Origin of the sequence: Streptomyces sp. NPDC051738, from assembly GCF_044453205.1 — a bacterium.
Classification (GTDB): Bacteria; Actinomycetota; Actinomycetes; order Streptomycetales; family Streptomycetaceae; genus Streptomyces.
This window is the reverse complement of the sequence record NZ_JBITCM010000010.1, coordinates 59,154-84,365: the sequence shown is the minus strand read 5'-3', so window position 1 is coordinate 84,365 and position 25,212 is coordinate 59,154. Positions and strand designations below refer to the sequence as shown.

At 67.4% G+C, this 25,212-nt stretch carries 29 protein-coding genes; 3 read left to right on the top strand and 26 right to left on the bottom strand.

The genetic code is table 11. The features are described from left to right. Window positions 1-115 precede the first annotated feature (115 nt). Both coaA and ACIA8X_RS23890 read left to right on the top strand, forming a co-directional pair. Complete coding sequence (gene coaA, locus ACIA8X_RS23895) at window positions 116-1,084, top strand: type I pantothenate kinase (RefSeq protein WP_177000955.1); 969 nt, start codon at window positions 116-118, stop codon at window positions 1,082-1,084. Between the two features lie 47 nt (window positions 1,085-1,131). Further along, window positions 1,132-2,079 (top strand): DUF389 domain-containing protein, encoded by a 948-nt coding sequence (locus ACIA8X_RS23890; RefSeq protein WP_399459043.1) that lies wholly within the window; start codon window positions 1,132-1,134, stop codon window positions 2,077-2,079. Here the strand turns inward: ACIA8X_RS23890 and ACIA8X_RS23885 are convergent. The 5 genes from ACIA8X_RS23885 to ACIA8X_RS23865 all read right to left on the bottom strand — a co-directional run bounded on the left by ACIA8X_RS23885 (window position 2,076) and on the right by ACIA8X_RS23865 (window position 6,903). Beyond that, window positions 2,076-2,606, bottom strand: a complete 531-nt coding sequence (locus ACIA8X_RS23885) for a hypothetical protein (protein ID WP_393453288.1) — start codon at window positions 2,604-2,606, stop codon at window positions 2,076-2,078. The two genes, ACIA8X_RS23890 and ACIA8X_RS23885, sit on opposite strands and share 4 nt — an antisense overlap. A 112-nt stretch (window positions 2,607-2,718) precedes the next feature. Further along, entirely contained in the window at window positions 2,719-4,077 is a 1,359-nt protein-coding gene (gene glmM / locus ACIA8X_RS23880; RefSeq protein WP_399459042.1) for a phosphoglucosamine mutase, read from the bottom strand. 234 nt (window positions 4,078-4,311) lie between these two features. Continuing rightward, on the bottom strand, window positions 4,312-4,836 hold the full coding sequence (rpsI, locus tag ACIA8X_RS23875; RefSeq protein WP_393453282.1) for a 30S ribosomal protein S9: 525 nt from the start codon (window positions 4,834-4,836) through the stop codon (window positions 4,312-4,314). A gap of 42 nt (window positions 4,837-4,878) precedes the next feature. Continuing rightward, window positions 4,879-5,322, bottom strand: coding sequence for a 50S ribosomal protein L13 (gene rplM / locus ACIA8X_RS23870; RefSeq protein WP_030046395.1), 444 nt, complete (start codon window positions 5,320-5,322; stop codon window positions 4,879-4,881). A 288-nt stretch (window positions 5,323-5,610) separates the two neighbouring features. Then, entirely contained in the window at window positions 5,611-6,903 is a 1,293-nt protein-coding gene (locus ACIA8X_RS23865) for a glycosyltransferase family 87 protein (protein WP_399459041.1), read from the bottom strand. Window positions 6,904-6,976: 73 nt separating this feature from the next. Between ACIA8X_RS23865 and ACIA8X_RS23860 the strand changes: the two genes are divergently transcribed. Continuing rightward, window positions 6,977-7,861 carry a hypothetical protein gene (locus ACIA8X_RS23860; protein ID WP_393453276.1) on the top strand — a complete coding sequence of 295 codons (885 nt, stop codon included), beginning with the start codon at window positions 6,977-6,979 and terminating at the stop codon, window positions 7,859-7,861. Between the two features lie 77 nt (window positions 7,862-7,938). Here the strand turns inward: ACIA8X_RS23860 and ACIA8X_RS23855 are convergent, their stop codons facing one another. From ACIA8X_RS23855 to rpsH, 21 genes are all read right to left on the bottom strand, one after another. Beyond that, window positions 7,939-8,712, bottom strand: coding sequence for a polyprenol monophosphomannose synthase (locus ACIA8X_RS23855; protein WP_399459040.1), 774 nt, complete (start codon window positions 8,710-8,712; stop codon window positions 7,939-7,941). A gap of 28 nt (window positions 8,713-8,740) precedes the next feature. Continuing rightward, window positions 8,741-10,051: a UDP-glucose dehydrogenase family protein gene (locus tag ACIA8X_RS23850; RefSeq protein WP_399459039.1), complete on the bottom strand. Its 1,311-nt coding sequence runs from the start codon at window positions 10,049-10,051 to the stop codon at window positions 8,741-8,743. Between the two features lie 42 nt (window positions 10,052-10,093). Then, the gene (locus ACIA8X_RS23845) at window positions 10,094-11,926 is read right to left on the bottom strand and encodes an ArnT family glycosyltransferase (RefSeq protein ID WP_399459038.1); all 1,833 of its coding nucleotides are present in this window, start codon (window positions 11,924-11,926) and stop codon (window positions 10,094-10,096) included. After that, on the bottom strand, window positions 11,926-12,948 hold the full coding sequence (locus ACIA8X_RS23840) for a glycoside hydrolase family 26 protein (protein ID WP_393453264.1): 1,023 nt from the start codon (window positions 12,946-12,948) through the stop codon (window positions 11,926-11,928). The genes ACIA8X_RS23845 and ACIA8X_RS23840 overlap by 1 nt, the downstream gene beginning before the upstream one ends. Continuing rightward, on the bottom strand, window positions 12,948-14,366 hold the full coding sequence (locus ACIA8X_RS23835; protein WP_393453900.1) for a glycosyltransferase family 2 protein: 1,419 nt from the start codon (window positions 14,364-14,366) through the stop codon (window positions 12,948-12,950). The genes ACIA8X_RS23840 and ACIA8X_RS23835 overlap by 1 nt, the downstream gene beginning before the upstream one ends. Window positions 14,367-14,786: 420 nt before the next feature. Next, entirely contained in the window at window positions 14,787-15,653 is an 867-nt protein-coding gene (truA, locus tag ACIA8X_RS23830) for a tRNA pseudouridine(38-40) synthase TruA (RefSeq protein ID WP_399459037.1), read from the bottom strand. Between the two features lie 144 nt (window positions 15,654-15,797). Continuing rightward, on the bottom strand, window positions 15,798-16,307 hold the full coding sequence (gene rplQ, locus ACIA8X_RS23825; RefSeq protein WP_399459036.1) for a 50S ribosomal protein L17: 510 nt from the start codon (window positions 16,305-16,307) through the stop codon (window positions 15,798-15,800). A 188-nt stretch (window positions 16,308-16,495) separates the two neighbouring features. Next, the gene (locus ACIA8X_RS23820; RefSeq protein ID WP_003966937.1) at window positions 16,496-17,518 is read right to left on the bottom strand and encodes a DNA-directed RNA polymerase subunit alpha; all 1,023 of its coding nucleotides are present in this window, start codon (window positions 17,516-17,518) and stop codon (window positions 16,496-16,498) included. A 148-nt stretch (window positions 17,519-17,666) separates the two neighbouring features. Beyond that, on the bottom strand, window positions 17,667-18,071 hold the full coding sequence (rpsK, locus tag ACIA8X_RS23815) for a 30S ribosomal protein S11 (protein WP_003956432.1): 405 nt from the start codon (window positions 18,069-18,071) through the stop codon (window positions 17,667-17,669). Between the two features lie 66 nt (window positions 18,072-18,137). Beyond that, window positions 18,138-18,518 carry a 30S ribosomal protein S13 gene (rpsM, locus tag ACIA8X_RS23810; RefSeq protein WP_391239637.1) on the bottom strand — a complete coding sequence of 127 codons (381 nt, stop codon included), beginning with the start codon at window positions 18,516-18,518 and terminating at the stop codon, window positions 18,138-18,140. Window positions 18,519-18,713: 195 nt separating this feature from the next. Further along, on the bottom strand, window positions 18,714-18,827 hold the full coding sequence (rpmJ, locus tag ACIA8X_RS23805; protein WP_003998809.1) for a 50S ribosomal protein L36: 114 nt from the start codon (window positions 18,825-18,827) through the stop codon (window positions 18,714-18,716). Between the two features lie 64 nt (window positions 18,828-18,891). After that, window positions 18,892-19,113, bottom strand: coding sequence for a translation initiation factor IF-1 (infA, locus tag ACIA8X_RS23800; RefSeq protein WP_003948620.1), 222 nt, complete (start codon window positions 19,111-19,113; stop codon window positions 18,892-18,894). Window positions 19,114-19,267: 154 nt separating this feature from the next. Beyond that, window positions 19,268-20,104, bottom strand: coding sequence for a type I methionyl aminopeptidase (gene map, locus ACIA8X_RS23795; RefSeq protein WP_393453254.1), 837 nt, complete (start codon window positions 20,102-20,104; stop codon window positions 19,268-19,270). Window positions 20,105-20,243: 139 nt separating this feature from the next. Next, the gene (locus ACIA8X_RS23790; RefSeq protein WP_393453251.1) at window positions 20,244-20,906 is read right to left on the bottom strand and encodes an adenylate kinase; all 663 of its coding nucleotides are present in this window, start codon (window positions 20,904-20,906) and stop codon (window positions 20,244-20,246) included. Further along, on the bottom strand, window positions 20,906-22,219 hold the full coding sequence (gene secY, locus ACIA8X_RS23785) for a preprotein translocase subunit SecY (RefSeq protein WP_399459035.1): 1,314 nt from the start codon (window positions 22,217-22,219) through the stop codon (window positions 20,906-20,908). Before secY ends, ACIA8X_RS23790 begins: the two co-directional genes overlap by 1 nt. 245 nt (window positions 22,220-22,464) lie before the next feature. After that, window positions 22,465-22,920: a 50S ribosomal protein L15 gene (rplO, locus tag ACIA8X_RS23780; RefSeq protein WP_003974249.1), complete on the bottom strand. Its 456-nt coding sequence runs from the start codon at window positions 22,918-22,920 to the stop codon at window positions 22,465-22,467. A 2-nt stretch (window positions 22,921-22,922) separates the two neighbouring features. Beyond that, window positions 22,923-23,105, bottom strand: a complete 183-nt coding sequence (gene rpmD, locus ACIA8X_RS23775) for a 50S ribosomal protein L30 (protein WP_003974250.1) — start codon at window positions 23,103-23,105, stop codon at window positions 22,923-22,925. Window positions 23,106-23,107: 2 nt separating this feature from the next. Next, entirely contained in the window at window positions 23,108-23,713 is a 606-nt protein-coding gene (rpsE, locus tag ACIA8X_RS23770; RefSeq protein WP_015658456.1) for a 30S ribosomal protein S5, read from the bottom strand. Window positions 23,714-23,754: 41 nt separating this feature from the next. Then, window positions 23,755-24,138: a 50S ribosomal protein L18 gene (rplR, locus tag ACIA8X_RS23765; RefSeq protein ID WP_007494754.1), complete on the bottom strand. Its 384-nt coding sequence runs from the start codon at window positions 24,136-24,138 to the stop codon at window positions 23,755-23,757. A 3-nt stretch (window positions 24,139-24,141) separates the two neighbouring features. Further along, a complete protein-coding gene (gene rplF / locus ACIA8X_RS23760) occupies window positions 24,142-24,681 on the bottom strand; it encodes a 50S ribosomal protein L6 (protein ID WP_393453243.1) in 540 nt (179 codons plus the stop codon). Window positions 24,682-24,705: 24 nt separating this feature from the next. Next, complete coding sequence (rpsH, locus tag ACIA8X_RS23755) at window positions 24,706-25,104, bottom strand: 30S ribosomal protein S8 (RefSeq protein ID WP_007384075.1); 399 nt, start codon at window positions 25,102-25,104, stop codon at window positions 24,706-24,708. Window positions 25,105-25,212: the final 108 nt, after the last annotated feature.

Here is a 25,212-nt window from a genome sequence, read left to right as displayed (position 1 = left end):
TGACATTCCCCACCTTGCCCGGATTTCCGCCCATTGCGACCGCGCGTGACGGATCCCACGCCGCCGTCCGTTCGTACTGCCGTAACAATGGACTGTGATCTCTCCGGTCTCCTCGATGCCCCGGAGCGCCCACCGGCAGCGGCCGGAGGCGACTCCCTACGTCGACCTCACCCGTGCCGAGTGGAGCGCGCTGCGCGACAAGACCCCGCTGCCGCTCACCGCGGAGGAGGTTGAGAAGCTGCGCGGCCTCGGTGACGTCATCGACCTCGACGAGGTCCGCGACATCTACCTCCCGCTCTCCCGCCTCCTCAACCTCTACGTAGGCGCCACCGACGGCCTGCGCGGCGCCCTGAACACCTTCCTCGGTGAACAGGGCTCCCAGTCCGGCACCCCGTTCGTGATAGGAGTCGCCGGCTCGGTCGCCGTAGGAAAGTCCACGGTCGCCCGACTCCTCCAGGCCCTGCTCTCCCGCTGGCCCGAGCACCCGCGCGTCGAGCTGGTGACGACGGACGGCTTCCTGCTCCCCACCAAGGAGCTTCAGGCCCGCGGCCTGATGTCGCGGAAGGGATTCCCCGAGTCCTACGACCGCCGCGCGCTCACCCGCTTCGTCGCCGACATCAAGGCGGGCAAGGACGAGGTCACGGCCCCCGTCTACTCCCACCTCATCTACGACATCGTCCCGGACAGGAAGCTCACGGTCCGCCGCCCCGACATCCTGATCGTCGAGGGCCTGAACGTCCTCCAGCCCGCCCTCCCCGGCAAGGACGGCCGCACCCGCGTGGGCCTCGCCGACTACTTCGACTTCAGCGTGTACGTCGACGCCCGCACCGAGGACATCGAGCACTGGTACCTCAACCGCTTCAAGCGGCTGCGCGAGACGGCCTTCCAGAACCCCTCCTCGTACTTCCGCAAGTACACCCAGGTGTCCGAGGAAGAGGCCCTCGACTACGCCGGCACGATGTGGCGCACCATCAACAAGCCCAACCTGGTGGAGAACATCGCCCCCACCCGCGGCCGGGCCACCCTCGTCGTACGCAAGGGCCCGGACCACAAGGTGCAGCGACTGAGCCTGCGCAAGCTGTAGCGGGACTGGCGGGTCCGGCCGTAACGCGGGCCTGTTAAAAAGGCGTCATGCTGCATCTGCGCCTGATCACGCCGCCCGACAAGACGGACGACGTGGTCCGCCTGATCGAGAAGACGGTGGGCACGACCCACCTCGCCGTCCTGCCGGGCGCCGCCCGCAACCCCGCCGGGGATCTGGTGCTGTGCGACGTGGCGCGCGAGGCGGGCGACGAACTCCTCACCAACCTCCAGGAGTTGGGCATCGAGGAGAGCGGGTCCATCGCCGTCGAGAACATCGACCTGTCGCTGTCGAAGCGGGCCGACAAGGCCGAGGCGGAGGCCCCCGGCGAGGGCGCGGACGCGGTGCTGTGGGAGCACCTGGCGGACGCGACGCACGAGGAGTCGACCCTCTCCGTCACCTACCTCGCCTTCATCACGCTCGCCACGATGATCGCGGCCTGCGGTGTGGTGCTGGACAACGCGATCCTGATCGTGGGCGCGATGGCGGTCGGCCCGGAGTTCGGCCCGCTGGCGGGCTTCTGCACGGCGATCGTCCAGCGGGCGCCGCGCCTGGCGTTGCGGTCGCTGATCGCGCTACTGGTGGGCTTTGCGGTGGCCATGCTGGTCACGGTGGGCTTCAGCTACTTCATGGACTCCGTGCACCTGTTCAGTGCCGAACAGGTGGGCGCCGAACGCCCCAACACCAACTTCATCTACCGGCCCGACTGGTTCTCGTTCGTCGTGGCCGTCCTCGCGGGCTGCGCGGGCACCCTGTCCCTGACCTCGGCCAAGTCGGGCGCACTGGTGGGCGTCGCCATCTCGGTGACCACGGTCCCGGCCGCCGCGAACGCCGCGGTGGCCTTCAGCTACGCCAAGTACAAGCAGGCCTGGGGCTCCACCGAACAGCTACTGCTGAACCTGCTCGGCATCATCCTGGCCGGCACCCTCACGCTGCTGGCCCAGAAGTGGCTCTGGGCCAAGCAGCGTGACCGTACGGCGGAGGCAAGCAGCCTCTAGTACCGCACTTCGCAGTTCGCGGCGATGTTGTCACCGAGGTCGCGGATCACCACGTCGGAGCCGCCGTCACAGTTCACCGTGTCGTTCCCGGCCACGCGGTCGCTCACGCCGATCGTGTCGTTGCCGCTGCCGGTCGCCACGGTGTCGGCGCCCGTGCCGGCATCGACGGTGGTGCGGAGCGCGAGGGTGCTCCCCTGAAAACTGTCGTTCCGGTCACCCATCCCGATCGCGAGCCGGCTGACAGCGGTGACGCTGCCGCAGTCGGCGCTGGTGGCGGACACCCGGGTGCACCCCGGTCCCAGCGCGACCCCCGAGGTGTCCGTGAGGATCAGACGGCCGCCGGAGACGGTGGCCGTCATGTTGTTCTGCACGCCCTCGCTCGCACTGAGGAAGGCGATGCCGAAAAGGCGGAACGCGACGGAGCCGGGTGTCTGGGCCGCGGCCGGGGTGGCGAGCGCGGTGACGATGAGACCGGCGGCCAGGACCGGACCGACGGCTCGCTTCAGAGTGGTGCCCACGATCTTCATACAGTGTTTCTCTCTTTCGTCGAGGCAGGCGCGGAGCAGAGCCCCCCGACGAAAGTGAAACAGTCAGTTATCAGATATGCACTCTTTGTTACCTACATTGGAGTGACGGGGCCTAACCCAGCGCCGACTTCACCGCATCGGCCAAGCGTCCGGCAACGGACCGGGCCTGATCGATGTCGGCCGCCTCGACCATCACCCGCACCAGCGGTTCCGTACCCGACGGCCGCAGCAACACCCGCCCCGTGGAGCCGAGTTCCCGCTCCGCCTCGGCCACGGCAGCGGCGAGCTCGGCCGAGTTCCCGACCCGGGACCTGTCGACATCCGGCACATTGATGAGCACCTGCGGCAGCCGCTCCATCACGGCGGCGAGATCCCGCAGCGTACGCCCGGTCTCCGCGACCCTCGCCGCCAGCAGCAGCCCGGTCAACGTACCGTCACCGGTCGTGGCGTGATCGAGGATGATGACGTGCCCGGACTGCTCGCCCCCCAGGGCGAACCCGCGCTCCTTCATCTCCTCCAGCACATACCGGTCACCGACCGCGGTCTGCACCAGCCCGATGCCCTCACGCTCCATGGCCAGCTTGAAGCCGAGGTTGGACATCACGGTCGCGACCACGGTGTCGGACCGCAGCTCGGACCGCTCCCGCATGGCCAGGGCGAGGACGGCGAGAATCTGATCCCCGTCCACCTCGTCCCCGCTGTGATCCACGGCGAGGCAACGGTCGGCGTCACCGTCGTGCGCGATACCCAGCGCGGCCCCGTGCTCGATGACGGCGGCCTTCAGCTTGTCCAGATGCGTGGACCCGCACCCGTCGTTGATGTTGAGCCCGTCCGGCTCGGCCCCGATGGTGACGACGTCGGCCCCGGCCCGCGCGAAGGCCTCGGGCGAGACACCCGCCGCGGCACCGTGCGCCTCGTCGAGGACGACCTTCAGCCCGTCCAGCCGGTTGGGCAGCACGCCGAGGAGGTGGGCGACGTACTCCTCGAACCCCTGGTCGTACGACCGCACCCGCCCAACGCCCGCACCGGTCGGCCGCTCCCACGGCTCACCGTGCCGGTGGGCCTCGTACACGGACTCGATACGGTCCTCCAGCTCATCGGCGAGCTTGTGGCCGCCGCGTGCGAAGAACTTGATGCCGTTGTCGGGCATGGCGTTGTGGCTGGCGGAGAGCATGACGCCGAGGTCGGCACCGAGGGAGCCGGTGAGATGCGCCACCGCGGGCGTCGGCAGCACACCGACCCGCAGCACATCGACACCCGCGCTCGCCAGGCCGGCGACCACGGCGGCCTCCAGGAACTCCCCGGACGCACGCGGGTCCCGTCCGACCACCGCGGTCGGCCGGTGGTCCTCGAAGGTGCCCGCCTCGGCCAGTACGTGTGCCGCCGCCACGGACAGACCGAGCGCCATCTCGGCCGTCAGATCCGCGTTGGCGACGCCGCGCACGCCGTCCGTGCCGAAGAGTCGTCCCACTTGTCCTCCTGAGGAAACATCAGTTCCGAGAAGCGGAGCCGGTGCGTGCGATACGCCGCCGGGGGGCTCCCGCCTCCCAGGCATTCCATGCCGGGGGCATCGGATCACACAAGCCTTTGAACGCCTTGTGCCGTTATACGCCCGAGGCCGGTGATAAAACGAACGCCCCGGTGGCACTGTGGCGTGCCGCCGGGGCGTTCGGAGTACCGGAGTACGTGCAGAGGCAGCCCGCGCTTAGCGCTTGCTGTACTGCGGGGCCTTGCGGGCCTTCTTCAGACCGGCCTTCTTACGCTCGACCGCACGGTCGTCGCGCTTCAGGAAGCCGGCCTTCTTCAGCGGGCCACGGTTGTTGTCGACGTCGGCCTCGTTCAGCGCGCGGGCGACACCGAGACGGAGCGCACCGGCCTGACCGGAGACACCGCCACCGGCGATGCGGGCGATGACGTCGTAGCGACCTTCGAGCTCGAGCACCTTGAAGGGCTCGTTGACTTCCTGCTGGTGCACCTTGTTGGGGAAGTAGTCCTCAAGGGTGCGACCGTTGATCTTCCACTTGCCGCTGCCCGGCACGATGCGCACGCGGGCAATGGCGTTCTTACGACGACCCAGGCCGGCGGCGGGCTGGGGCTCACCGAAGCGCGAGGCGAGGGACTCGGAGGTGTACTCACCCTCCACCGGAACCTCGGACTCGGTGGTGTAGCTGTCGATGTCGATGTTCTCGACGTTCTCGTCGAGCGGCTGCTCGGCAGTGGTCTCGGCCACGATTCTCCTCAGATTCTCTTCAGGCTTAGGGGGTGGCCGGACTTACTGCGCGACCTGGGTGATCTCGTACGGCTGCGGCTGCTGCGCGCCGTGCGGGTGCTGGTCACCCTTGTAGACCTTCAGCTTCGAGAGCATCTGACGGCCCAGCGTGTTCTTGGGGAGCATGCCCTTGACGGCCTTCTCGATGGCCTTCTCGGGGTTCTTGTCGAGGAGCTCGTCGTAACGGACGGAGCGCAGACCACCCGGGTAGCCGGAGTGGCGGTACGCCATCTTCTGGGTCCGCTTGTTGCCGGAGAGGTGCACCTTGTCGGCGTTGATGATGATGACGAAGTCACCGGTGTCGACGTGGGGCGCGTAGATCGGCTTGTGCTTGCCCCGCAGGATGGAGGCGGCGGTGCTGGCGAGACGGCCCAGGACAACGTCCTGAGCGTCAATGACGTGCCACTGGCGCGTCACATCGCCGGGCTTGGGGCTGTACGTACGCACGGTTCGTAGCCTTCGCTTCGAGTGAATGGTCCTGACAAGGTCACCGAAACGATCACGACAGCCTGAGCCACTGCGGCGACGCATACCGCGTACGTGGGGTTGCTGGTCATCGGCCCGGTGGACCGGTGTAAGGGCCCGTCCCGTGAGAATGAGCAAGCCAATACACAACGAACATGCAGGATACCTGCGACGGCTCGGCCGGGTCAAAACGGGTTGCCACCGGGTCAGACACCACTCGACGCAGGCCCAGGCTTTTCAGCCCGTCCGGCGTTTGAGGACGAGGCCCCTTCAGGGCCGAAACGGGGGTCTGGGGGCGGAGCCCCCAGGAGGTGCCGGGGTCGAAGGGGCAGAGCCCCTGGAGGACGGGACGGGTAGGGGCGGCGGGGGCGAGAAAACCCGACCGAACCGCAAGCAGTGAACGGCGACCGCCACCGCCAGACCACACAGCGTGACCGCATCCCGAAAGGCCCGCCGCTGCACCGCTTCCAGATAGGGCCAGCTCACACCGGGAACCTGCGAAACCATCGCCATCCACACCCAGGGCCCCCGCCCCACCGCCCCCTCCCCCGGCACCCCCGCCACCAGCAGCGGCACCACAACCAGCAGATAGTGGTCGTACGACGGCCTGGAGACCAGAAACGCCGAGAGCATCAGCATCGCCGCAGTCTCCGCCAACCGCCCGGCCCCGCCCTCGCCCCCGACTCCGACCCCGCGCCCGACCCCCACACCTCCACACCCACCCCCACCCCGCCACCGCCGATACGCACACCCCACCCCCACCCCCGCCGCCACCACCGCACCCCCCGTGGCCACCACCCCCGGCACCCCCACCCTCGGCAGCACAGCAACAGGCGAGGCCTCATACAGCCGCACAAACCCATCACCACCACGCAACAGAAACGGCAGCGTCCGCGTAAAAAACCCCGCGGGATCCGGCATCAGCAACGCCGCCCCCACGGACGCCACCACCGGCACCCCGACCATCACCCCCAGCCCCCGCCACCGCCCCGCGAACACGAACAGCAACCCCACCGGCGCCAGCAACGGCTTCAACGCGACGGCCACCCCGATCACCACCCCCGCCGCCACCCACCGCCCCCGCCCCGCCAGCAGCAGCCCCCACGGCAACGCGAGCACGGCCGTGGCCGTCCAGTTCCCCAGCAGCACGAGGTGGGCGAACGGCGCGAACCCCACCGCGAGCCCGATCAGACCGAGCGCCGCGAAGCGGCTGCGCAACGCGACCCCGTGCAGTCGCAGGGCGCACGCCCAGCCACCCACCAGACACCCGGTCACCGCCACCGGCACCAGCACACCGAGCACATCCCGCGGAATCAGCGCCTGCGGAGCCGCCGCCAGAACGGCACTCGGGAAATAGAGGAAGTGGGAGTCGTCATACGGCGAGCCCCCGGCCAGCCAGACCCGCGCCGCCCGCACGACGATGGCGTTGTCCATCCCTCCGTCCGAGGTCACACGCGCCGTACGCACCACGAGCGCCGTCAGCACGACCCCGAGCACCACCCACAGATGCCACGTCGCCCGTCGTACCAACCACCCGGAGATGTCGCTTTTGCGCTCGCTCATCAATTGAACGCTAGGTGCCCATGGGCTCCTTGAGGCGGAGCGGCACACCCGCGACCCGTCTAAGATGCGCCCCATGAGCTATGGGCAGCAGGGGGGACCGCAGTCCCAGTGGGATCCCTGGAAACCGCACTCCCAGCAGCCGTGGAACAGCGGCGGTGACGAAACCCCGGACTGGGCCGCGCTCGCTGAGGCCTCCGAGTCGCGCAACAAACGGCGCCGGCTGATGTTCATCGGCGGCGGCGCGCTCGCCACCATCGCGGTCGGCACCGCCGTCGCCGTGGCCGTGGTGTCGGCGAACAGCGGCAACTCCGCCGACAACAGTCCGACTTCGGGCCAGTCCGGGACGGCTGCTCTGCCGGGCGCCACCGCCAAGGCCCCGTCGTTCGCGTCGACGAGCGCTCCGCCGCCGCTGGACCCGAAGGACTTCGTCTCCGACAAGAGCAAGGACACCGCTCCGCTCGGCGCACAGATCCTGTTCCCGGGCGCACAGCTCACCGAGGCCGGGACGCTGTACAAGAAGGGCGCGACGGACGACACGAAGAGCTGCTCGGCGGTCGCCAAGGGCGGGCTCCCGAAGATCCTCACCGACAACGACTGCACCCGCCTCCTGCGTGTCTCCTACGTCAAGGGCGGCGTCGCGGTGACGGTCGGCGTGGCCGTCTTCGACACCGAGGCCCAGGCCACCAAGGCCGCGAGCAAGGCCGACCCGCAGAAGGACTTCCTCAGGTCGCTCTCCGGCAAGGGCATCGGTGGCTTCTGCAACTCCACCGTCTGCCTGATGTCCGCCAACTCCTACGGCCGTTACGCCTACTTCACCATCACCGGCTTCACCAGCGGCAAGGACGTGACGGACAAGGACACGGCGGTCTTCCAGACCAGCAACAACCTGAAGGCCTTCACGTTCCGCCAGATCCGCACGCGGGGTGAGATCCAGGCGTCGGCGGCGGCCAACGAGTAGAACGAGTAACCGGTGAGCTGAGGCGGTGGTCGACTGCGTGTCGACCACCGCCTCGGTTCATCCGTACTCCCCCACCCTCACCGGTGCTTGAGACGCAGCCGGATCGGCACCACCGCCGACTCCAGCTGCGTCTTCAGCGTCATCTTCGACAAACCCTCGGTCCGCTCCTCGAAGCGGATCGGGATCTCCACCGCGCTGTGCCCGGCCCGTACGGCCTTGAACTTCAGCTCGACCTGGAAGCTGTAGCCCGCGCTGTCCAGGGTGGCGAGGTCGATGTCCCGCAGGGTCGCCGCCGACCACAGGTTGAAGCCGGCCGTGATGTCCCGGATCTTCGTGCCGAGCACGGTACGGGCGTAGCGGTTGGCGAACCGGGACAGCAGGACGCGGTGCATGCCCCACTCCTCGTCGAGCGAGCCGCCCTCGACGTACCGGCTGCCGACGACCAGGCCCACCCCCGAGGCCACCGCCGTCCCCAGCATCCGCGGCACCGCCTCCGCCGGATGGCTCCCGTCGGCGTCCATCTGGACGACGTACGCGGCGCCCTCCGCCAGCGCGGCGCTCATGCCAGCGACGTATGCCCGCCCCAGCCCGTCCTTCTCGGTGCGGTGCAGCACGCTCATCCGGCGCCGGCCGGCGGGTTGGTCGGCGTTGTACTTCTCGGCGAGTTCCTCGGCGAGCCGCCCGGTGCCGTCCGGGCTGGAGTCGTCGACGATCTTCAGGTGCAGCCCGTCGATCGGCAGGCCCAGCACCAGCTCGGCCATCCGCGGCAGGTTCGCGGCCTCGTTGTACGTCGGCATCACCACGGTGACCGGCACACCGGCGTGTCTGCCGTGGCTGTCGAGTTCCGTCATGTCGTTCTCTTCCCTCCCCTAGGAGCCCCTACCGGGGCGCCTCCCCAACGGGCGCGGGCCTTCCCAGCGCCCGGAACCGCCAGCCCGCCGCGGTCCAGCGGTCCGCGTCGAGCACCCCCCGCCCGTCCACGATCCGCGGACGGGAAACCAGCGACCGGGCCCGCTCCGGGTCGATCTCCCGGAACTGCGGCCACTCGGTCAGATGCAGCACGAGATCGGCGCCCCCCAGCGCCTCCTCGGCCGACAGCGCGTACCCGAGGAGCGGGAACGCCTTGCGGGCGTTGTCCATCGCCTCGGGGTCGTAGACCGTGACATCGGCGCCGTCGAGGCGCAGCCGGGCTGCGACATTGAGCGCGGGCGAGTCACGGATGTCGTCGGAGTCCGGCTTGAAGGCGGCCCCGAGTACGGCGATCCGGGCCCCCAGCACCGAGCCGCCGCACAGTTCCCGGGCCAGCTCGACGACCTTGTCGCGACGCCGCATGTTGATCGCGTCGACCTCGCGCAGGAAGTCCAGTGAGACCCCCAGCTCGTCGGCCCGGTGCGCGAAGGCGCGGATGTCCTTGGGCAGACAGCCCCCGCCGAAGCCGACGCCGGCCCGCAGGAACTTGGCGCCGATCCGGTCGTCGTACCCGATCGCCTCGGCGAGCACTCCGACGTCGCCGCTCGCGGCCTCGCACACCTCCGCCATCGCGTTGATGAAGGAGATCTTGGTGGCGAGGAAGGCGTTGGCGGCCGTCTTGACCAGCTCGGCGGTCGGGAAGTCGGCGGCGACGAGCGGGGTGCCGGCGGCGAGGACGGGCGCGTACACCTCGCGCAGGATCGTTTCAGCACGCTCCGACCGCACCCCGAACACCAACCGGTCCGGCCGCAGCGTGTCCTCGACCGCGAAGCCCTCCCGCAGGAACTCCGGGTTCCAGGCGACCTCGACCCCGGCATGCGCCTGCGCGAGCCGCCCGGCCGTCCCCACCGGCACGGTCGACTTGCCGACCACCAGCGCACCGGGAGCGGCGTACTCGGCGACGGCCGCGAAGGCGGAGTCGACGTACGTCAGGTCCGCGCCCTCGGAGTCCTTGAGCTGAGGCGTCCCGACGCACACGAAGTGCACGTCCCCGAAGGCCCCGGCCTCCGCGTAGTCGGTGGTGAACCTGAGCCGCCCGCTCGCCGTGTGCTCGGCGATCAGCTCGGGCAGCCCCGGCTCATGGAAGGGCACCCGGCCTGCCTGCAGCGCGGCGACCTTGTCCGGGTCGACGTCGACCCCGAGCACCTCGTGGCCGAGCTCCGCCATGCAGGCGGCGTGGGTGGCACCGAGGTAGCCGGTGCCGATGACGGTGAGCCGCATGGGTACGGCCTTTCTTGCTTCAGCACGGATGCACTGATGCACTCAGGAGGTCTTGATCCAGATGCGGTACTCGCTCGTACCGTTCGCGTTGCGGAACGGGATCTCGGCCAGCAGCCGGTAGTGCGAGTTGCCCTTGGCCGCGGCGGCGATGATGTCGTCCACCCTCGGGTTGGTGAGCCCGTCGAGGACGATCAGGTCGAAGTCGCCGTCCTTGACGGCCGCCTTGTAGGCCTCGTCACCGCTGTAGTACTTGCCCTTGGCGTCCTTGTACTCCATGCCGAAGAGGCTGTGCCACTGACGGTGACTGGACTTGTCGTACAGGTAGTAGACGGGCACCTCGGGCGTCGAGGCGAGGTAGTTGCCCTTGCGGTCCACATGGGGCTCGATGGAGTTGATCATCTTCGTGGAGTTCGGCCAGATGTCGAAACGCCAGTCCGCCTGCTGGATGCCCAGGCACAGCACCGCCGTCCAGAGCATGATGCCGAGCTGGGGATAGCGGAAGTGCGCGCCCACCAGGCGGGTCACGCCCACCCCGGCCATCGGCGCGGCGAAGAGCAGACCGAAGCCGACGTGCTTGAACAGCGAGACCACGGTCCCCAGATGGATCTGGTACGCCGGTGCCAGTACGGCCGTACCGCACAGCACCAGGCCGAGCAGCGCCCGCCAGCGCCAGCCGGGGTTGCCCAAGTGCAGGGCCAGCGGCGACTCGTTCATACGGCTGCGCCGGACGTACGAGACGGCGCCTCCGGCCGCGGCCAGGAACATCAGCCCGCCCCACTTGACGGTCTGCTCCAGCAGGAACGCGGTGGTGTCGGTGCCCTTGGCCCGGTCAGTGGTGGTCTGCCGCACACCGGCCATCAGGTCGGTGGTGTACATACCCGCCGCCAGCAGAGCGCCGATGCCGAGCGCGAGCAGCACCATCCGCGCGAACGCCTTTCCGCCCTTGTGCGGCCACGCGGTGAGCAGCGCCAGCACGACGATGGTCGGCAGATACAGCGCGGAGGCGTACTTCACGCCGACCGCCAGCACCCCGACGGGCGCGGCCAGCAGCACGGCGAACACCGGCGCCCGGTCGGTGCGCACGACGATCCAGGTGGTCAGGCCCAGCAGGAAGACCGCGGCCGCGTCGTAGGTCGCGAAGTAGCCCATGACGACGGTCGACTGGAGCACCGCGAAGAGCGCGGCGGCGGCCAGCGCGGCCCGCTCGTTGAACAGGCGCCGCGTGAACGAGTACAGCAGCCCGGTCGTGCACAGCATGAAGAACAGGCTCAGCGTCCGCGCCCCGGCAAGCCCGAACTTCGCGTCCACGATCGCCGCGAGCAGCGGGTAGAGCTGCGGTGAGCCGGAGAAGTACGCGGCGTAGTCGCGGGGCAGCTCGGTGCCGTTGAGCAGATGGTCCAGCTCGGCGTGGCCGGCCGCCAGATACAGGGCCTCGTCCTGGAACGCGGTGTTGGTCAGCCGCAGCGACAGTGCCGCTTGGATGGCCATGATGCACAGCAGCACGGCCCGGCTGACCCAGGCCCGCCGCCTGCTCGCCGCCATCTCCCAGCCGGCTTCCGGCGTTTCGGGGATGTGGTACTCGGGCTCGTCCGGCACCTGCTGGTACTGGACCGTGCGCAGCGCGTACGTCGGCTGGTCCTCGTGCTGCCCCTGCGGCTGCGGCGGGATCTGCGCCGGGTAGGGCTCCTGGAACTGCTCCTGGTACTGCTGCTCCTGGTACTGCTGCTCCTGCTGGTGCCCGTACGGGGCGTCGTCGTACCCATAGCCCTGCTGCGAGGACCGCTGCCCGTTCGAGTTGAACCAGCCGGAGGCCGACTCCTCCTCGGCGTACGGATCGTACGGCTGAGGCGTGTAGTGATCGTGTCGGGAGGTCATCACGGCTTCCTGACGTCGAAGCCGAAGCTGTCGTCGGCGGCCAGGCGCTTGAACTCCTTCAGCGCCAGCGGGCTCGCCTCCAGTCGCCAGTCGGCACGCTTTTTGTGGTTGAACCAGACGAAACCGAGCATGTCGTCGTCGGCCGTGACGCCCGCGAACAGATTGCGGATGTCGGCACGTCGCCGCTCACCCGCCATCGCGGCGGTCTCCAGCAGGATCATCGGCTTCTTGGTGAAGGTGCGGACCTGGTCCCGGGTCGCCCCGAAGACGCTGTCGAAGGCGTTGTCCTCCTCGATCGTCCAGTAGCCGATCAGGCCGACCCAGTCGACGTACGCGTCGCCCGGGTAGTACGGCTTGAGCTTGACGCTCTTGACCGGGTTGACGATGTTGGGCGACCAGACCCAGATGACGTTCGAGGCGCCGACGTCGATGAAGGTCTCGTGGATGTGCCGCCAGGCGGCCACGTAGTCCTTCGGGGTCACGTCCTTCGTGCCCCACTTCTCCCAGTGCCCGTTGAACTCGTCGGCGAAGGAGATCACGACGGGCAGGTTCAGCTTGCGCACCGCCGTCGCGTACTCCTTGATGTACGCGTCCGACTTGCCCGCCGCGATGTCGGCGACCGGGGTGTCGAAGGGCTCCCACGACATCAGCGTCATGGCGCCCTCACGCCAGGCGTTGCGCACCCCGGTGGCGTCGAAGCCGTCGCCCCAGGCGGCGTAGTACTCGATGAGGTTCGGCTGCTTGCCGACCATCTTCGTGTACGTGTCGATGCCCTTCATGGAGTTCGGCGCGCCGTCGACCGCGGCGCCGAAGTACTTCTTGCCCGGCTTCAGCAGCGGTACGACGTCGAAGGGGACGTCGCTCTCAGCACTGGCCTCGGCGTCGGCGCCGGCCTCGCCCTGCTGCCCGGACTGCGAGGAGCCGCCCGAGTCCCCACCGAGGGCCGAGCAGCCGGTGAGAGCGAGCGCACCGCTGAGGGCGCAGGCCGCCAAAGCCGTACGGACACGAGTGAACGACCGCATCAGGCAGCCACCGCCTTCTCACGGGGCTGCACCAGAACCCGGCCCACGACGAGGGCGTAGAACAGCCCGGAGGACAGGATCAGGGCGAAGTCCGGAGCGTCCATGGTGAACGACCGGTAGACCGCTCCCAGGACCCAGATCAGCGCGGTGCCGCCGCTCCAGAGCCACATCCCGATCCAGAAGCGCCGGGTCTTGTTCTTCTTGGCGCCGGAGGAGCCGGTGGGCTGCCAGCCCATGCGGTTCTTGCGGAGGATGTCCCAGATGGCGAAGACATGGGCCCAGCCGTACATCAGACGGGCCGCCCAGGCCTCCAGGCGGTAGGGCGCCTTGTGCCACATCGGGAAGATGATCGTGGTGTAGATGATGCTGGGCAGCACCAGGATCAGATGCTCGACCATCAGCTTCTCCGGCATCATGATCAGCAGCACGATCGGGATGACCGGGGCGGCGAAGGTGAACAGCGCCGTGTGGATGTAGTAGAAGAAGCCGGACATGTAGCACAGCCGACTGGAGAGCCTGATCTTCGCCTGCCAGAACTTCCGGCTGCCAAGCAAGCTCATCGAGCCCGAGCACCAGCGGTACTGCTGGTTGAAGAAGGCGCCCGCCGTGTCGGGGCACACCCCCGTCGACACGGCGACCGGCACATACCGCAGATCCCAGCCGAGGCCCCGCAGATCGAAGCCGGTGTGCACGTCCTCGGAGTGCTCGATCAGCGTCGTACCGCCGTTGGTCTCCAGGGCCGCCCGCCGGTACACCGCGCAGCTGCCGACGCAGATCGCGCCGTCGCTGCCCTGCCTCGACACCTGCACGGACCGGTAGAACAGCTCCTGCACCGCGCCAGCGCCGCGCTCGATCCAGTTCTGCGAGTCCAGCACCCGGAAGTACTGCGGCGACTGGACGATCCCGATGCGCGGGTCCGCCTCCATGTACGGCAGCAGCTCCTGGAGCAGATCGGCGCGCGGAGTGAAGTCGGCGTCCAGGATCAGGATGTACTGGCCGTCGGACTGCCCGAACCCGAAGTGCAGGTTGCCGGCCTTCTTGAACCAGCCCCGGTTCTCCCGGGTGCCGTAGCGAAACCCGAAGTCCCGTGCCATGGCGGCCAGTTCGGGACTGGCCCCGTCATCGAGCACGAACGGCACGCACACACCCGGATACCGGTCGGCCATCTCCCGCACATGCCGCCAGGTGTTGTGCAGCACCTCGATGGGCTCGCCGCACACCGGCAGGAAGACGTCGACCGTCGGGTACACCTCGGGCCGCCAGTTGTGCACCAGCCGCTTGTGGTGCGCGATGTCGAAGTCCCGGGTGAAGCCGTTCACCCGCAGCGACACCAGGTAGTACAGGACCGTGAAGACCAGCAGCGGCGTGTAGATCCACAGCACCGGCGTCGACTGGGCCAGCTTGAACTGGCTCATCACCAGGCAGCAGAAGCTGACCAGCGAACTGATCGTCAGGATCCACAGACGCCGTCTGGCGTAGCTGTACTTCTCCTTGTCCGTCGGCGGCAGCGGCAGCAGCCCCAGCGGAGCGCCGTCACCCCGCCCCGACTTGCGCCGTCCACCGCCGCCGTTTTGACGCGCGGCGCGTCGCCCCCCGGTCCGCGCAGGACCAACTGAACTCATGACAAACCCACCCCCGGGCCTGGATAAGACCCGTTGATCCCCACCCTCTACTCGGCCGTCCCCATGTCGATTTCTCGAACAAAGGCCGAGCAGCTCGAACTGGCGCCCGAGCGACGAAAGGTTATACGAGAGGTAAGAAGGCCGTAAGGGGCATCAAGAGGACTTACGCCCAGTAAGTCCAGACATGTGCGCTATCTGACCTCAAATGTCAGGTAACTAACAGGTTTCGCATCCGGACGTCCCGGGCAGCGATCGCCTGTTTCGCGCTTCCTTGTTCCGGGCGGCGAGCAACTCGTCGGCGGGGTACCCCACTTCTTCGAGCGTCAGCCCATGCGGCCGTACGACATGCACGGCGGAGTCCCTGACCCCGGCGGCGAGCACCTTGCCGGGCCAGTCGGCGGGCCGGTGCCCGTCCCCCACGAACAGCAGCGCCCCGATGAGCGACCGCACCATGTTGTGACAGAAGGCGTCGGCCCGCACGGTGGCGGTGACGATCCCGTCGTCCCCCCGCACGAGACTCAGCTCCTGCAGCGTACGAATCGTGGTCGCCCCCTCCCGCTTCTTGCAGTAGGCGGCGAAGTCGTGCTCCCCGAGCAGCCCCCGCGCCGCCTCGTTCATGGCGCCGACGTCGAGCGGCCAGTCGTGCCAGAGGACGTGACTGCGCAACAGCGGATCCACCCCGCCCGGGTTGTCGGTGACGCGATACGCATACCGCCGCCACACCGCCGAGAACCGCGCGTTGAACCCACTGGGCGCCTCCCTGAGCGCCCACACCCGCACGTCCTTGGACAACCGCCCGGCAAGCCGCTTCAGCAACTTCTCGTGGTGCTCACGCCAGACCGCCTCCGGCAGATCGACATGCGCCACCTGCCCCCGCGCGTGCACACCGGCATCGGTACGCCCCGCGACGGTCAGCTCATACGTCGCACTCCCCGACCGCGTAACGGTCCGCAGCGCATCCTCGATCTCCCCCTGCACGGTCCGCCTACCACCGGCCTGCTTGGCCCAGCCGTGAAACGCGGCACCGTCGTAGGACAGATCAAGACGGATACGAACATGCCCGGCAGCTACTTCATCACTCACACAGAGATCCTCTCAGGAACACAAAAGCGGGCCCGCTCCTGTGAAAGGAACGGGCCCACTGAGCGCCCCGTAAGGGGCACGGGGAACTGCGCGAGCAACCACGACGAGGCCGCAGCCGCCGAACAATCAGAACCCCGCAGACGCTTACGCGTCCTTGGACTCCTCGGCCGCAGCCTCCTCGGCCTCATCGGCCTTGGCGACATCGACCTTGGCCTCCTCGACGGCCGGCGTCTCGGCGTCCTTGGCGGCACGCTTCGTCGCAGCCTCGGCCTCACCCGTGGCCTCCTGCGCCACCGTCAGCGCCTCGACCAGCTCGATGACAGCCATGGGCGCGTTGTCGCCACGGCGGTTACCGATCTTGGTGATACGGGTGTAGCCACCCGGACGGTTCTCGTACCGCGGGCCGATCTCGGTGAAGAGCGTGTGGACGATGCTCTTGTCCGTGATGACCTGGAGCACCTGACGGCGGTTGTGAAGGTCGCCCTTCTTCGCCTTGGTGACCAGACGCTCGGCGTACGGCCGCAGACGACGGGCCTTCGCCTCGGTGGTGGTGATACGGCCGTGCTCGAACAGCGCCTTCGCAAGGTTCGCGAGGAGCAGCTTCTCGTGCGCGGCACTGCCGCCCAGACGGGCACCCTTGGTGGGCTTCGGCATGGTGTTTCTCCTAGGTGTCTGCCCCGGCCGTATCAGGTACCGGGGTCAGTATCCGAGCGGGCGGTTGCCCGTCGGAGATCCGGAGCTTTTCAACTCCGGAAGGGTCCGCGCCCCCGAAGGGGCGCGGGGAACTGCGCGATCAGCCACAACGATCCCGCAGCCAAGAACCGGCAGTCGGTCCCGAGCTCTTAGTACTGCTCGGTCTCCACAAAACCGGCGTCCGCGTCGTCGTCGGCACCAAAGGCGTCGGCGGCAGCGGTCGGGTCGAATCCGGGCGGGCTGTCCTTGAGCGCGAGGCCCATACCGGCCAGCTTCGCCTTGACCTCGTCAATGGACTTCGCACCGAAGTTACGGATGTCCAGGAGGTCGGCCTCGCTGCGCGCGACCAGCTCACCCACGGAGTGGATGCCCTCACGCTTGAGGCAGTTGTACGACCGAACGGTGAGCTCCAGCTCCTCGATCGGCAGCGCCAGATCAGCGGCGAGGGCGGCGTCCGTGGGGGACGGGCCCATGTCGATGCCCTCGGCGTCGATGTTCAGCTCACGGGCAAGCCCGAACAGCTCGACCAGCGTCTTACCGGCGGAGGCCATGGCGTCACGCGGACGCATCGCCTGCTTGGTCTCGACGTCGACGATCAGCTTGTCGAAGTCGGTGCGCTGCTCGACACGCGTGGCCTCGACCTTGTACGTGACCTTCAGCACCGGCGAGTAGATCGAGTCGACCGGGATGCGCCCGATCTCCTGACCGACCTGCTTGTTCTGCACGGCGGAGACGTAACCGCGACCGCGCTCGACGGTCAGCTCCATCTCCAGCTTGCCCTTGCCGTTGAGCGTGGCGAGGACGAGGTCGGGGTTGTGCACCTCGACACCGGCCGGGGGCGCGATGTCGGCGGCGGTGACCAGACCCGGGCCCTGCTTGCGCAGGTACATCACGACCGGCTCGTCGTGCTCCGAGGAGACGACCAGCTGCTTGATGTTGAGGATCAGGTCGGTGACGTCCTCCTTGACGCCCGGCACGGTGGTGAACTCGTGCAGCACGCCGTCGATACGGATGGACGTGACCGCCGCACCCGGGATCGAGGACAGGAGGGTCCGACGCAGGGAGTTGCCGAGGGTGTAACCGAAGCCCGGCTCCAGCGGCTCGATCACGAACCGGGAGCGGAACTCGTCGACGACCTCTTCGGTCAACGAGGGACGCTGAGCGATCAGCATGTGTGGATCAGATCCTTCTTTCGTGGACGCCCGCTATTTGACGCCCGACGGAAACCGCGCCCATGAAAAGCGCGGGTATTACAAGGGTACGGGCGATACAGCCCTTACGGACCGTACCGCCCAGAACCCAAGACCTACCGGCCGTGCGTCAGACGCGACGACGCTTCGGCGGGCGGCAGCCGTTGTGCGGGGTCGGGGTGACGTCCTGGATGGAGCCGACCTCGAGACCGGTGGCCTGAAGCGAACGGATCGCGGTCTCACGACCGGAACCCGGGCCCTTCACGAACACGTCGACCTTGCGCATGCCGTGCTCCTGGGCGCGGCGGGCAGCCGACTCGGCGGCCATCTGCGCGGCGAACGGCGTGGACTTCCGGGAGCCCTTGAAGCCGACGTGGCCGGCGGAGGCCCAGGAGATCACGTTGCCGGACGGGTCCGTGATGGAGACGATCGTGTTGTTGAACGTGCTCTTGATGTGCGCGTGGCCGTGAGCGACGTTCTTCTTTTCCTTGCGGCGCACCTTCTTGGCAGCGCCCTGACGACCCTTGGGGGGCATCTATAACTCCTACGGGAGGTGGTCGGTCCTACAGCGAAGACCGCTGGACGGCGAGTCCGCTGCGGACTACTTCTTGCCCGGCTTCTTCTTACCGGCGATGGCGCGACGCGGGCCCTTGCGGGTACGGGCGTTCGTGCTGGTGCGCTGACCGCGGACGGGCAGACCACGACGGTGACGGAGACCCTGGTAGCAGCCGATCTCCACCTTGCGGCGGATGTCGGCCTGGACCTCGCGACGGAGGTCACCCTCGGTCTTGATGTTGTTGTCGACGTACTCACGAATCGCGACGAGCTGCTCCTCGGAGAGGTCGCGAACGCGGGTGTTCGGGTCGATGCCGGTCTCGGCCAGCGTCAGCTGGGAGAGCGTCCGGCCAATGCCGAACACGTAGGTGAGGGCGACCTCCACGCGCTTGTCGCGCGGGATGTCAACACCGGAAACGCGTGCCATTCAATGGCTCCTGGTGATCGTCGGAGGTCTTCCGCAGAACCGGATCCCAGCCGCCGTACCAGGTACGAACTGGGTCCCCGGCCTCCGAACCGGGGGTGTCAGACGAACGCATGCGCCGCCTGGGCTCCACGTATTTACATATTCAGCTCGCGTCGCGCGAATCCCTGCGAATGCAGAGGGAGAGATCTGCTGCGATCAGCCCTGGCGCTGCTTGTGGCGCGGGTTCTCGCAGATGACCATGACCCGACCGTGACGGCGGATCACCCTGCACTTGTCGCAGATCTTCTTGACGCTCGGCTTGACCTTCATTGGGTGAGGTTCTCCGGGTCAGTTGCCGACAGTCCCGCGCGGAAACGCGGGACCTGGGCAAGATCTACTTGTACCGGTAGACGATCCGGCCACGCGTGAGGTCGTACGGAGACAGCTCCACCACGACCCGGTCGTCAGGGAGGATGCGGATGTAGTGCATACGCATCTTGCCGCTGATGTGTGCCAGGACCTGGTGGCCGTTCTGGAGCTCGACCTTGAACATGGCGTTCGGCAGAGACTCGACGACAGTGCCCTCGATCTCGATGGCACCTTGCTTCTTGGCCACGCTTCGCCCTTCGGAATCGACTACCTTGATCGACCCCTGCACTGTTCCCTTACGGGCGCATGCGGACATGCGAGTGCACGAGAGCCGACGAGTCAGTCTACGTCAGCGCACCCGGAAAGACGAATCGGGGAAGCCTGCCCCACAGCGGTGATCATTACGCCAGCGGATCGGGCGCGGCGGTGATCCCGTACTCGGCGAGCTTCGCCTTGCCCCCGTCGGGAGCCGTGAGCACGAGCGGACCTGCCTCCGTCAGCGCCACCGAGTGCTCCCAGTGGGAGGACCATGTGCCGTCGGTGGTGATGACCGTCCAGTCGTCCGAGAGGACCTCGGTCTTCGGGGTGCCCAGCGAGACCATCGGCTCGATCGCGAGGCAGAAGCCCGGCACCAGCTTGGGGCCCTTCCCGCGCCGGCGCTCCACGTAGTTCAGCAGGTGCGGGTCCATGTGCATCTCGGTTCCGATGCCGTGGCCGCCGTAGTCCTCGATGATCCCGTACTTGCCGCCGCCGGGCTTCGGCTGACGGCGGATGTACGTCTCGATGGCGCGGGAGACGTCGACCAGACGATTGCCCTGCTTCATCGCCGCGATGCCGGCCCACATCGACTCCTCGGTCACCCGGGAGAGCTCCACCAGCTCCGGAGCGTGACCGGAGCCCACGAAGGCGGTGTACGCGGCGTCGCCGTGCCAGCCGTCGATGATGGCGCCGGCGTCGATGGAGATGATGTCCCCGTCCTTGAGGACGACGTCGTCGGACGGGATGCCGTGGACCACGACCTCGTTCGCGGAGGTGCAGATGGTCGCCGGGAACCCGCCGTAACCGAGGAAGTTCGACTTGGCCCCGTGCTCCGCGAGCACCTTGCGAGCGACCTCGTCCAGATCCTTGGTGCTGGCTCCGGGCACGGCGGCCTCGCGGGTGGCCGCGTGAATGGCGGCGACGACCAACCCCGCCTCACGCATCTTGGCGATCTGCTCGGGGGTCTTGATCTGCACCATGGGGACGGGGGCCTTTCTCGGACCGGACAACGGGACTGTTCAACCATAAGGGCGGAGTCGGCGCACCCCACCCCATGCAGCAGCCGCGGCCCCCGCATCGGGAACCGCGGCCTGAGCTGCGTACGCGCCGCGAACGCTCCTACTTGCCGTCCTCGTCGCGCTGGAGGGCCTCCATCGCGCGAGCCGTGACCTCGTCGACCTTGCCCAGCGCCGAGATGGTGACGACCAGTCCCTGCGCCTTGTAGTAGTCGATGATCGGCTCGGTCTGCGTGTGGTAGACCTCCAGCCGCTTGCGGACGGTCTCCTCGGAGTCGTCGTCCCGCTGGTACAGCTCGCCGCCGCAGGCGTCGCAGACGCCCTCCTGCTTCGGCTGGCTGTACGTGACGTGGAAGACGTGGCTGGAGTCCCTGCGGCAGACCCGCCGCCCCGCGATCCGCTTGACGACCTCTTCCTCGGGGACCTCCAGGTCCAGCACTGCGTCCAGCTTCATGCCCTCGGACTGCAGCATCTCGTCGAGCGCCTCGGCCTGGGACACATTGCGCGGGAAACCGTCCAGCAGGAAGCCGCCCTCGGCGTCCGGCTTCTCCATGCGGTCCTTGGCCATCCCGATGGTGACCTCGTCCGGCACCAGGTTGCCCGCGTCCATGTAGGACTTCGCGAGCTTCCCGAGCTCCGTCTGCTGGCTGATGTTGGCGCGGAACAGGTCGCCCGTGGAGATGTGCGGGATCGACAGGTTCTTGGCGAGGAACGCGGCCTGCGTTCCCTTGCCGGCACCCGGCGGCCCGACGAGGACGATACGCATCAGCGGAGGAACCCTTCGTAATTGCGCTGCTGGAGCTGGCTCTCGATCTGCTTCACGGTCTCGAGACCGACACCCACGATGATCAGGATGCTGGTCCCGCCGAACGGGAAGTTCTGGTTTGCCCCGAAACCAGCCAACGCCATCGTCGGCACGAGAGCGATCAGACCCAAGTACAGCGAGCCCGGCCAAGTGATCCGGTTGAGTACGTACGAAAGGTACTCAGCGGTCGGTCGGCCAGCCCGGATGCCCGGGATGAAGCCACCATACTTCTTCATGTTGTCCGCGACTTCCTCGGGGTTGAACGAGATGGCCACGTAGAAGAAGGCGAAGAAAATGATCAGGAAGAAGTAGAGGACGATGTGCGTCGGAGCGTCCGTCTTCGCGAGATTCGCTTCGATCCAGCTCTTCCAGCCGGCGTTTCCACCGGCGAACTGCGCGATCAGTGCCGGGATGTAGAGCAGCGACGAGGCAAAGATCACAGGGATGATGCCCGCCTGGTTGACCTTCAGCGGAATGTAGGTCGACGTGCCGCCGTAAGAACGGCGGCCGATCATGCGCTTCGCGTACTGCACCGGAATACGGCGCTGGGCCTGCTCGACGAAGACGACCAGGCCGACCATGAACAGACCGACGGCGATGACCGTGCCGAACTCGATCCAGCCACCGGCCAGGGAACCCTGCTCCTTGATGGCCCACAGCGCCGACGGGAAGGTCGCGGCGATCGAGATGAACATCAGGATCGACATGCCGTTGCCGATGCCGCGGTCGGTGATGAGCTCACCGAGCCACATGACGGCGGCCGTACCGGCGGTCATCGTGATGACCATCACGACGGTGGTGAAGATCGAGCGGTCCGGAACGATCTGGCCGGCCTGCTGGCAGGTCGGGAACAGCGAGCCGCTGCGGGCGGTGGCCACCAGGCCGGTGCCCTGCAGGATGGCCAGCGCCACCGTCAGGTAGCGGGTGTACTGCGTGATCTTCGCCGTACCGGCCTGGCCCTCCTTCTTAAGGGCTTCCAGGCGCGGGATCACGACGGTGAGCAGCTGAAGGATGATGCTCGCCGTGATGTACGGCATGATGCCGAGCGCGAAGATCGTGATCTGAAGCAGAGCGCCACCGCTGAACATGTTGACCAGGCCGAAGAGGCCTTGGTTAGTGCTCGCCTGGTCGATGCAAGCCTGGACGGCCCTGTAGTCGACGCCGGGGATCGGAATATGCGTACCGATCCGATAGATCACGATGATGCCGAGCGTGAAGAACAGCTTCTTGCGCAGGTCGGGCGTCTTGAACGCCCGGGCGAACGCGGTGAGCACGGTGCCTCCTGCGACCCCCGCGCTACTGCGTCAAGGGTGACGGTCTTGAGGATCGACTAATAGGAACGACTTAGCTAACGGTCAACTGCCGCTCAGAGTGCCCCACAAGAAGCACTCCGTAAAAGTGGGCAGTGCAGGCCACCATACCGGCGAGACTGCCCCCCTTGGAACGACCAACCGGGGATACCCCATTTGTGGGGTATCCCCGGTCGGGATCGCTCAAGTCATCGAGACGCCTGATGTGTTCAGACGAGCTCGGTGACGGTACCGCCGGCGGCGGTGATCTTCTCCTTGGCGGAGCCGGAGACGGCGTCGACCGTCACCTGCAGCGCCACGGAGATCTCGCCCTGGCCGAGGACCTTGACGAGGCTGTTCTTGCGAACGGCACCCTTGGCCACGAGGCCCTCGACGGTGACTTCGCCACCCTCGGGGTACAGCGCGGCCAGCTTGTCGAGGTTCACGACCTGGAACTCGGTCTTGAACGGGTTCTTGAAGCCCTTCAGCTTCGGAAGACGCATGTGGAGGGGCATCTGGCCACCCTCGAAGCGCTCCGGAACCTGGTAACGGGCCTTCGTACCCTTCGTACCACGACCGGCCGTCTTACCCTTCGACGCCTCACCACGACCCACACGGGTCTTGGCGGTCTTGGCGCCCGGGGCGGGACGGAGGTTGTGGATCTTGAGCGGGTTGTTCTCCGCCATGATCAGTCGACCTCCTCGACCGTCACGAGGTGGCGGACGGTGTGCACCATGCCGCGGAACTCGGGGCGGTCCTCCTTGACGACCTGCGTGTTGATCCCCTTGAGACCAAGGGAGCGCAGGGTGTCTCGGTGGTTCTGCTTGCTGCCGATGTAGGACTTGACCTGCGTAATCTTGAGCTGCGCCATGATTACGCACCCGCCCCGGCACGTGCACGGAGAAGAGCCGCGGGGGCGACGTCCTCGAGCGGCAGACCACGGCGGGCCGCGACCTCCTCGGGACGCTGCAGGCCCTTGAGGGCCTCCACGGTCGCGTGCACGATGTTGATCGCGTTGTCGGAGCCGAGCGACTTCGACAGGATGTCGTGGATACCGGCGCACTCCAGGACGGCACGCACGGGACCACCGGCGATAACACCGGTACCCGGCGAAGCCGGCTTGAGGAGAACGACGCCGGCAGCCTTCTCACCCTGGATCGGGTGCGGGATGGTGCCCTGGATACGGGGGACCTTGAAGAAGTGCTTCTTGGCCTCCTCAACACCCTTGGCGATGGCGGCCGGCACCTCCTTGGCCTTGCCGTAACCGACACCCACGGTGCCGTCACCGTCGCCCACTACGACGAGCGCAGTGAAGCTGAAGCGACGACCACCCTTCACAACCTTGGCGACACGGTTGATCGCGACAACGCGCTCAACGTAAGCGGTCTTCTCGGCGGCAGCTGCGCCGCCGTCACGGCCCTTCCGGTCCCGCCGCTCGCCGCCACCGGCACCGCCACCGCGGCGCTGGGGTCCAGCCATTGGAATTACCTCTCTCTTTTTCCGCTAGCTACGGAAGCGGCTCAGAACTTGAGCCCGGCTTCGCGGGCGGCGTCCGCCAGGGCGGCAATGCGCCCGGCGTACTGATTGCCACCACGGTCGAATACGACAGCCTCGACGCCGGCGGCCTTGGCGCGCTCGGCGACCAGGGCGCCGACCTGCTTGGCCTGCGCGGACTTGTCGCCCTCGCCACCGCGGATCGAGGTGTCCAGGGTGGACGCCGACGCAAGGGTGTGACCCTTGATGTCGTCGATCACCTGGGCCACGATGTGGCGGTTCGAGCGGGTAACGACCAGACGCGGACGCTCCGCCGTTCCGTTGATGTGCTTACGGATCCGGATGTGGCGGCGCTTGATCGCGGCGCGCTTGTAGGCGTCGCCCTTAAGGATCTTCTGTCCGTATGCCATGGCTTACTTACCCGCCTTTCCGACCTTGCGGCGGATGACTTCGCCCTCGTACTTGACGCCCTTGGCCTTGTACGGGTCGGGCTTGCGCAGCTTGCGGATGTTGGCCGCAACCTCGCCGACCTTCTGCTTGTCGATGCCCTCGACCGAGAACCGGGTGGGGGCCTCCACCTTGAAGGTGATGCCCTCGGGGGCCTCGACGGTGATCGGGTGGCTGTAGCCCAGAGCGAACTCCAGGTTCGAACCCTTGGCCGTCACGCGGTAACCGACACCGCTGATCTCGAGCTTCTTCACGTAACCCTGGGTCACGCCGGTGATCATGTTCGCCACCAGCGTGCGGGACAGGCCGTGCAGGGCCTTGTTCTGACGCTCGTCGTTCGGGCGGGTGACGTTCAGAACGCCGTCCTCACCCTTGACGATGTCGATCGGCGCGGCAACGGTGTGGGTCAGCGAGCCCTTGGGGCCCTTGACCGAGACCGTACGGCCGTCGATGGTGACGTCCACGCCGGCGGGAACCGTGATGGGGAGCTTGCCAATGCGCGACATAGCTGTTTCCTCCGTTCCCTTCCGCTACCAGACGTAGGCGAGGACTTCCCCACCCACGCCCTTCTTGCCGGCCTGCTTGTCGGTGAGGAGCCCGTGCGACGTGGAGATGATCGCCACGCCGAGGCCGCCCAGCACCTTCGGCAGGTTGGTGGACTTCGCGTACACCCGGAGACCGGGCTTGGAGATCCGCTTGATGCCCGCGATGGAGCGCTCACGGTTCGGGCCGAACTTCAGCTCGAGAACGAGGTTCTTGCCGACCTCGGCGTCCTCGACCTTCCAGCCCGTGATGAAGCCCTCCTGCTGGAGGATCTCCGCGATGTGCGACTTGATCTTCGATGCCGGCATCGTCACGGAGTCGTGGTATGCCGAGTTCGCGTTCCGCAGACGCGTAAGCATGTCTGCGATCGGATCAGTCATGGTCATGAATTGGCCTTCGGCCTCTCTCGCCGGGGTTTCCTGGTGCGCCATCCCTCTCCCCGATCCGAGACGGGACGGGTGCGGCGCGGTGGACCTACGGCGTAGTAAGTCGTA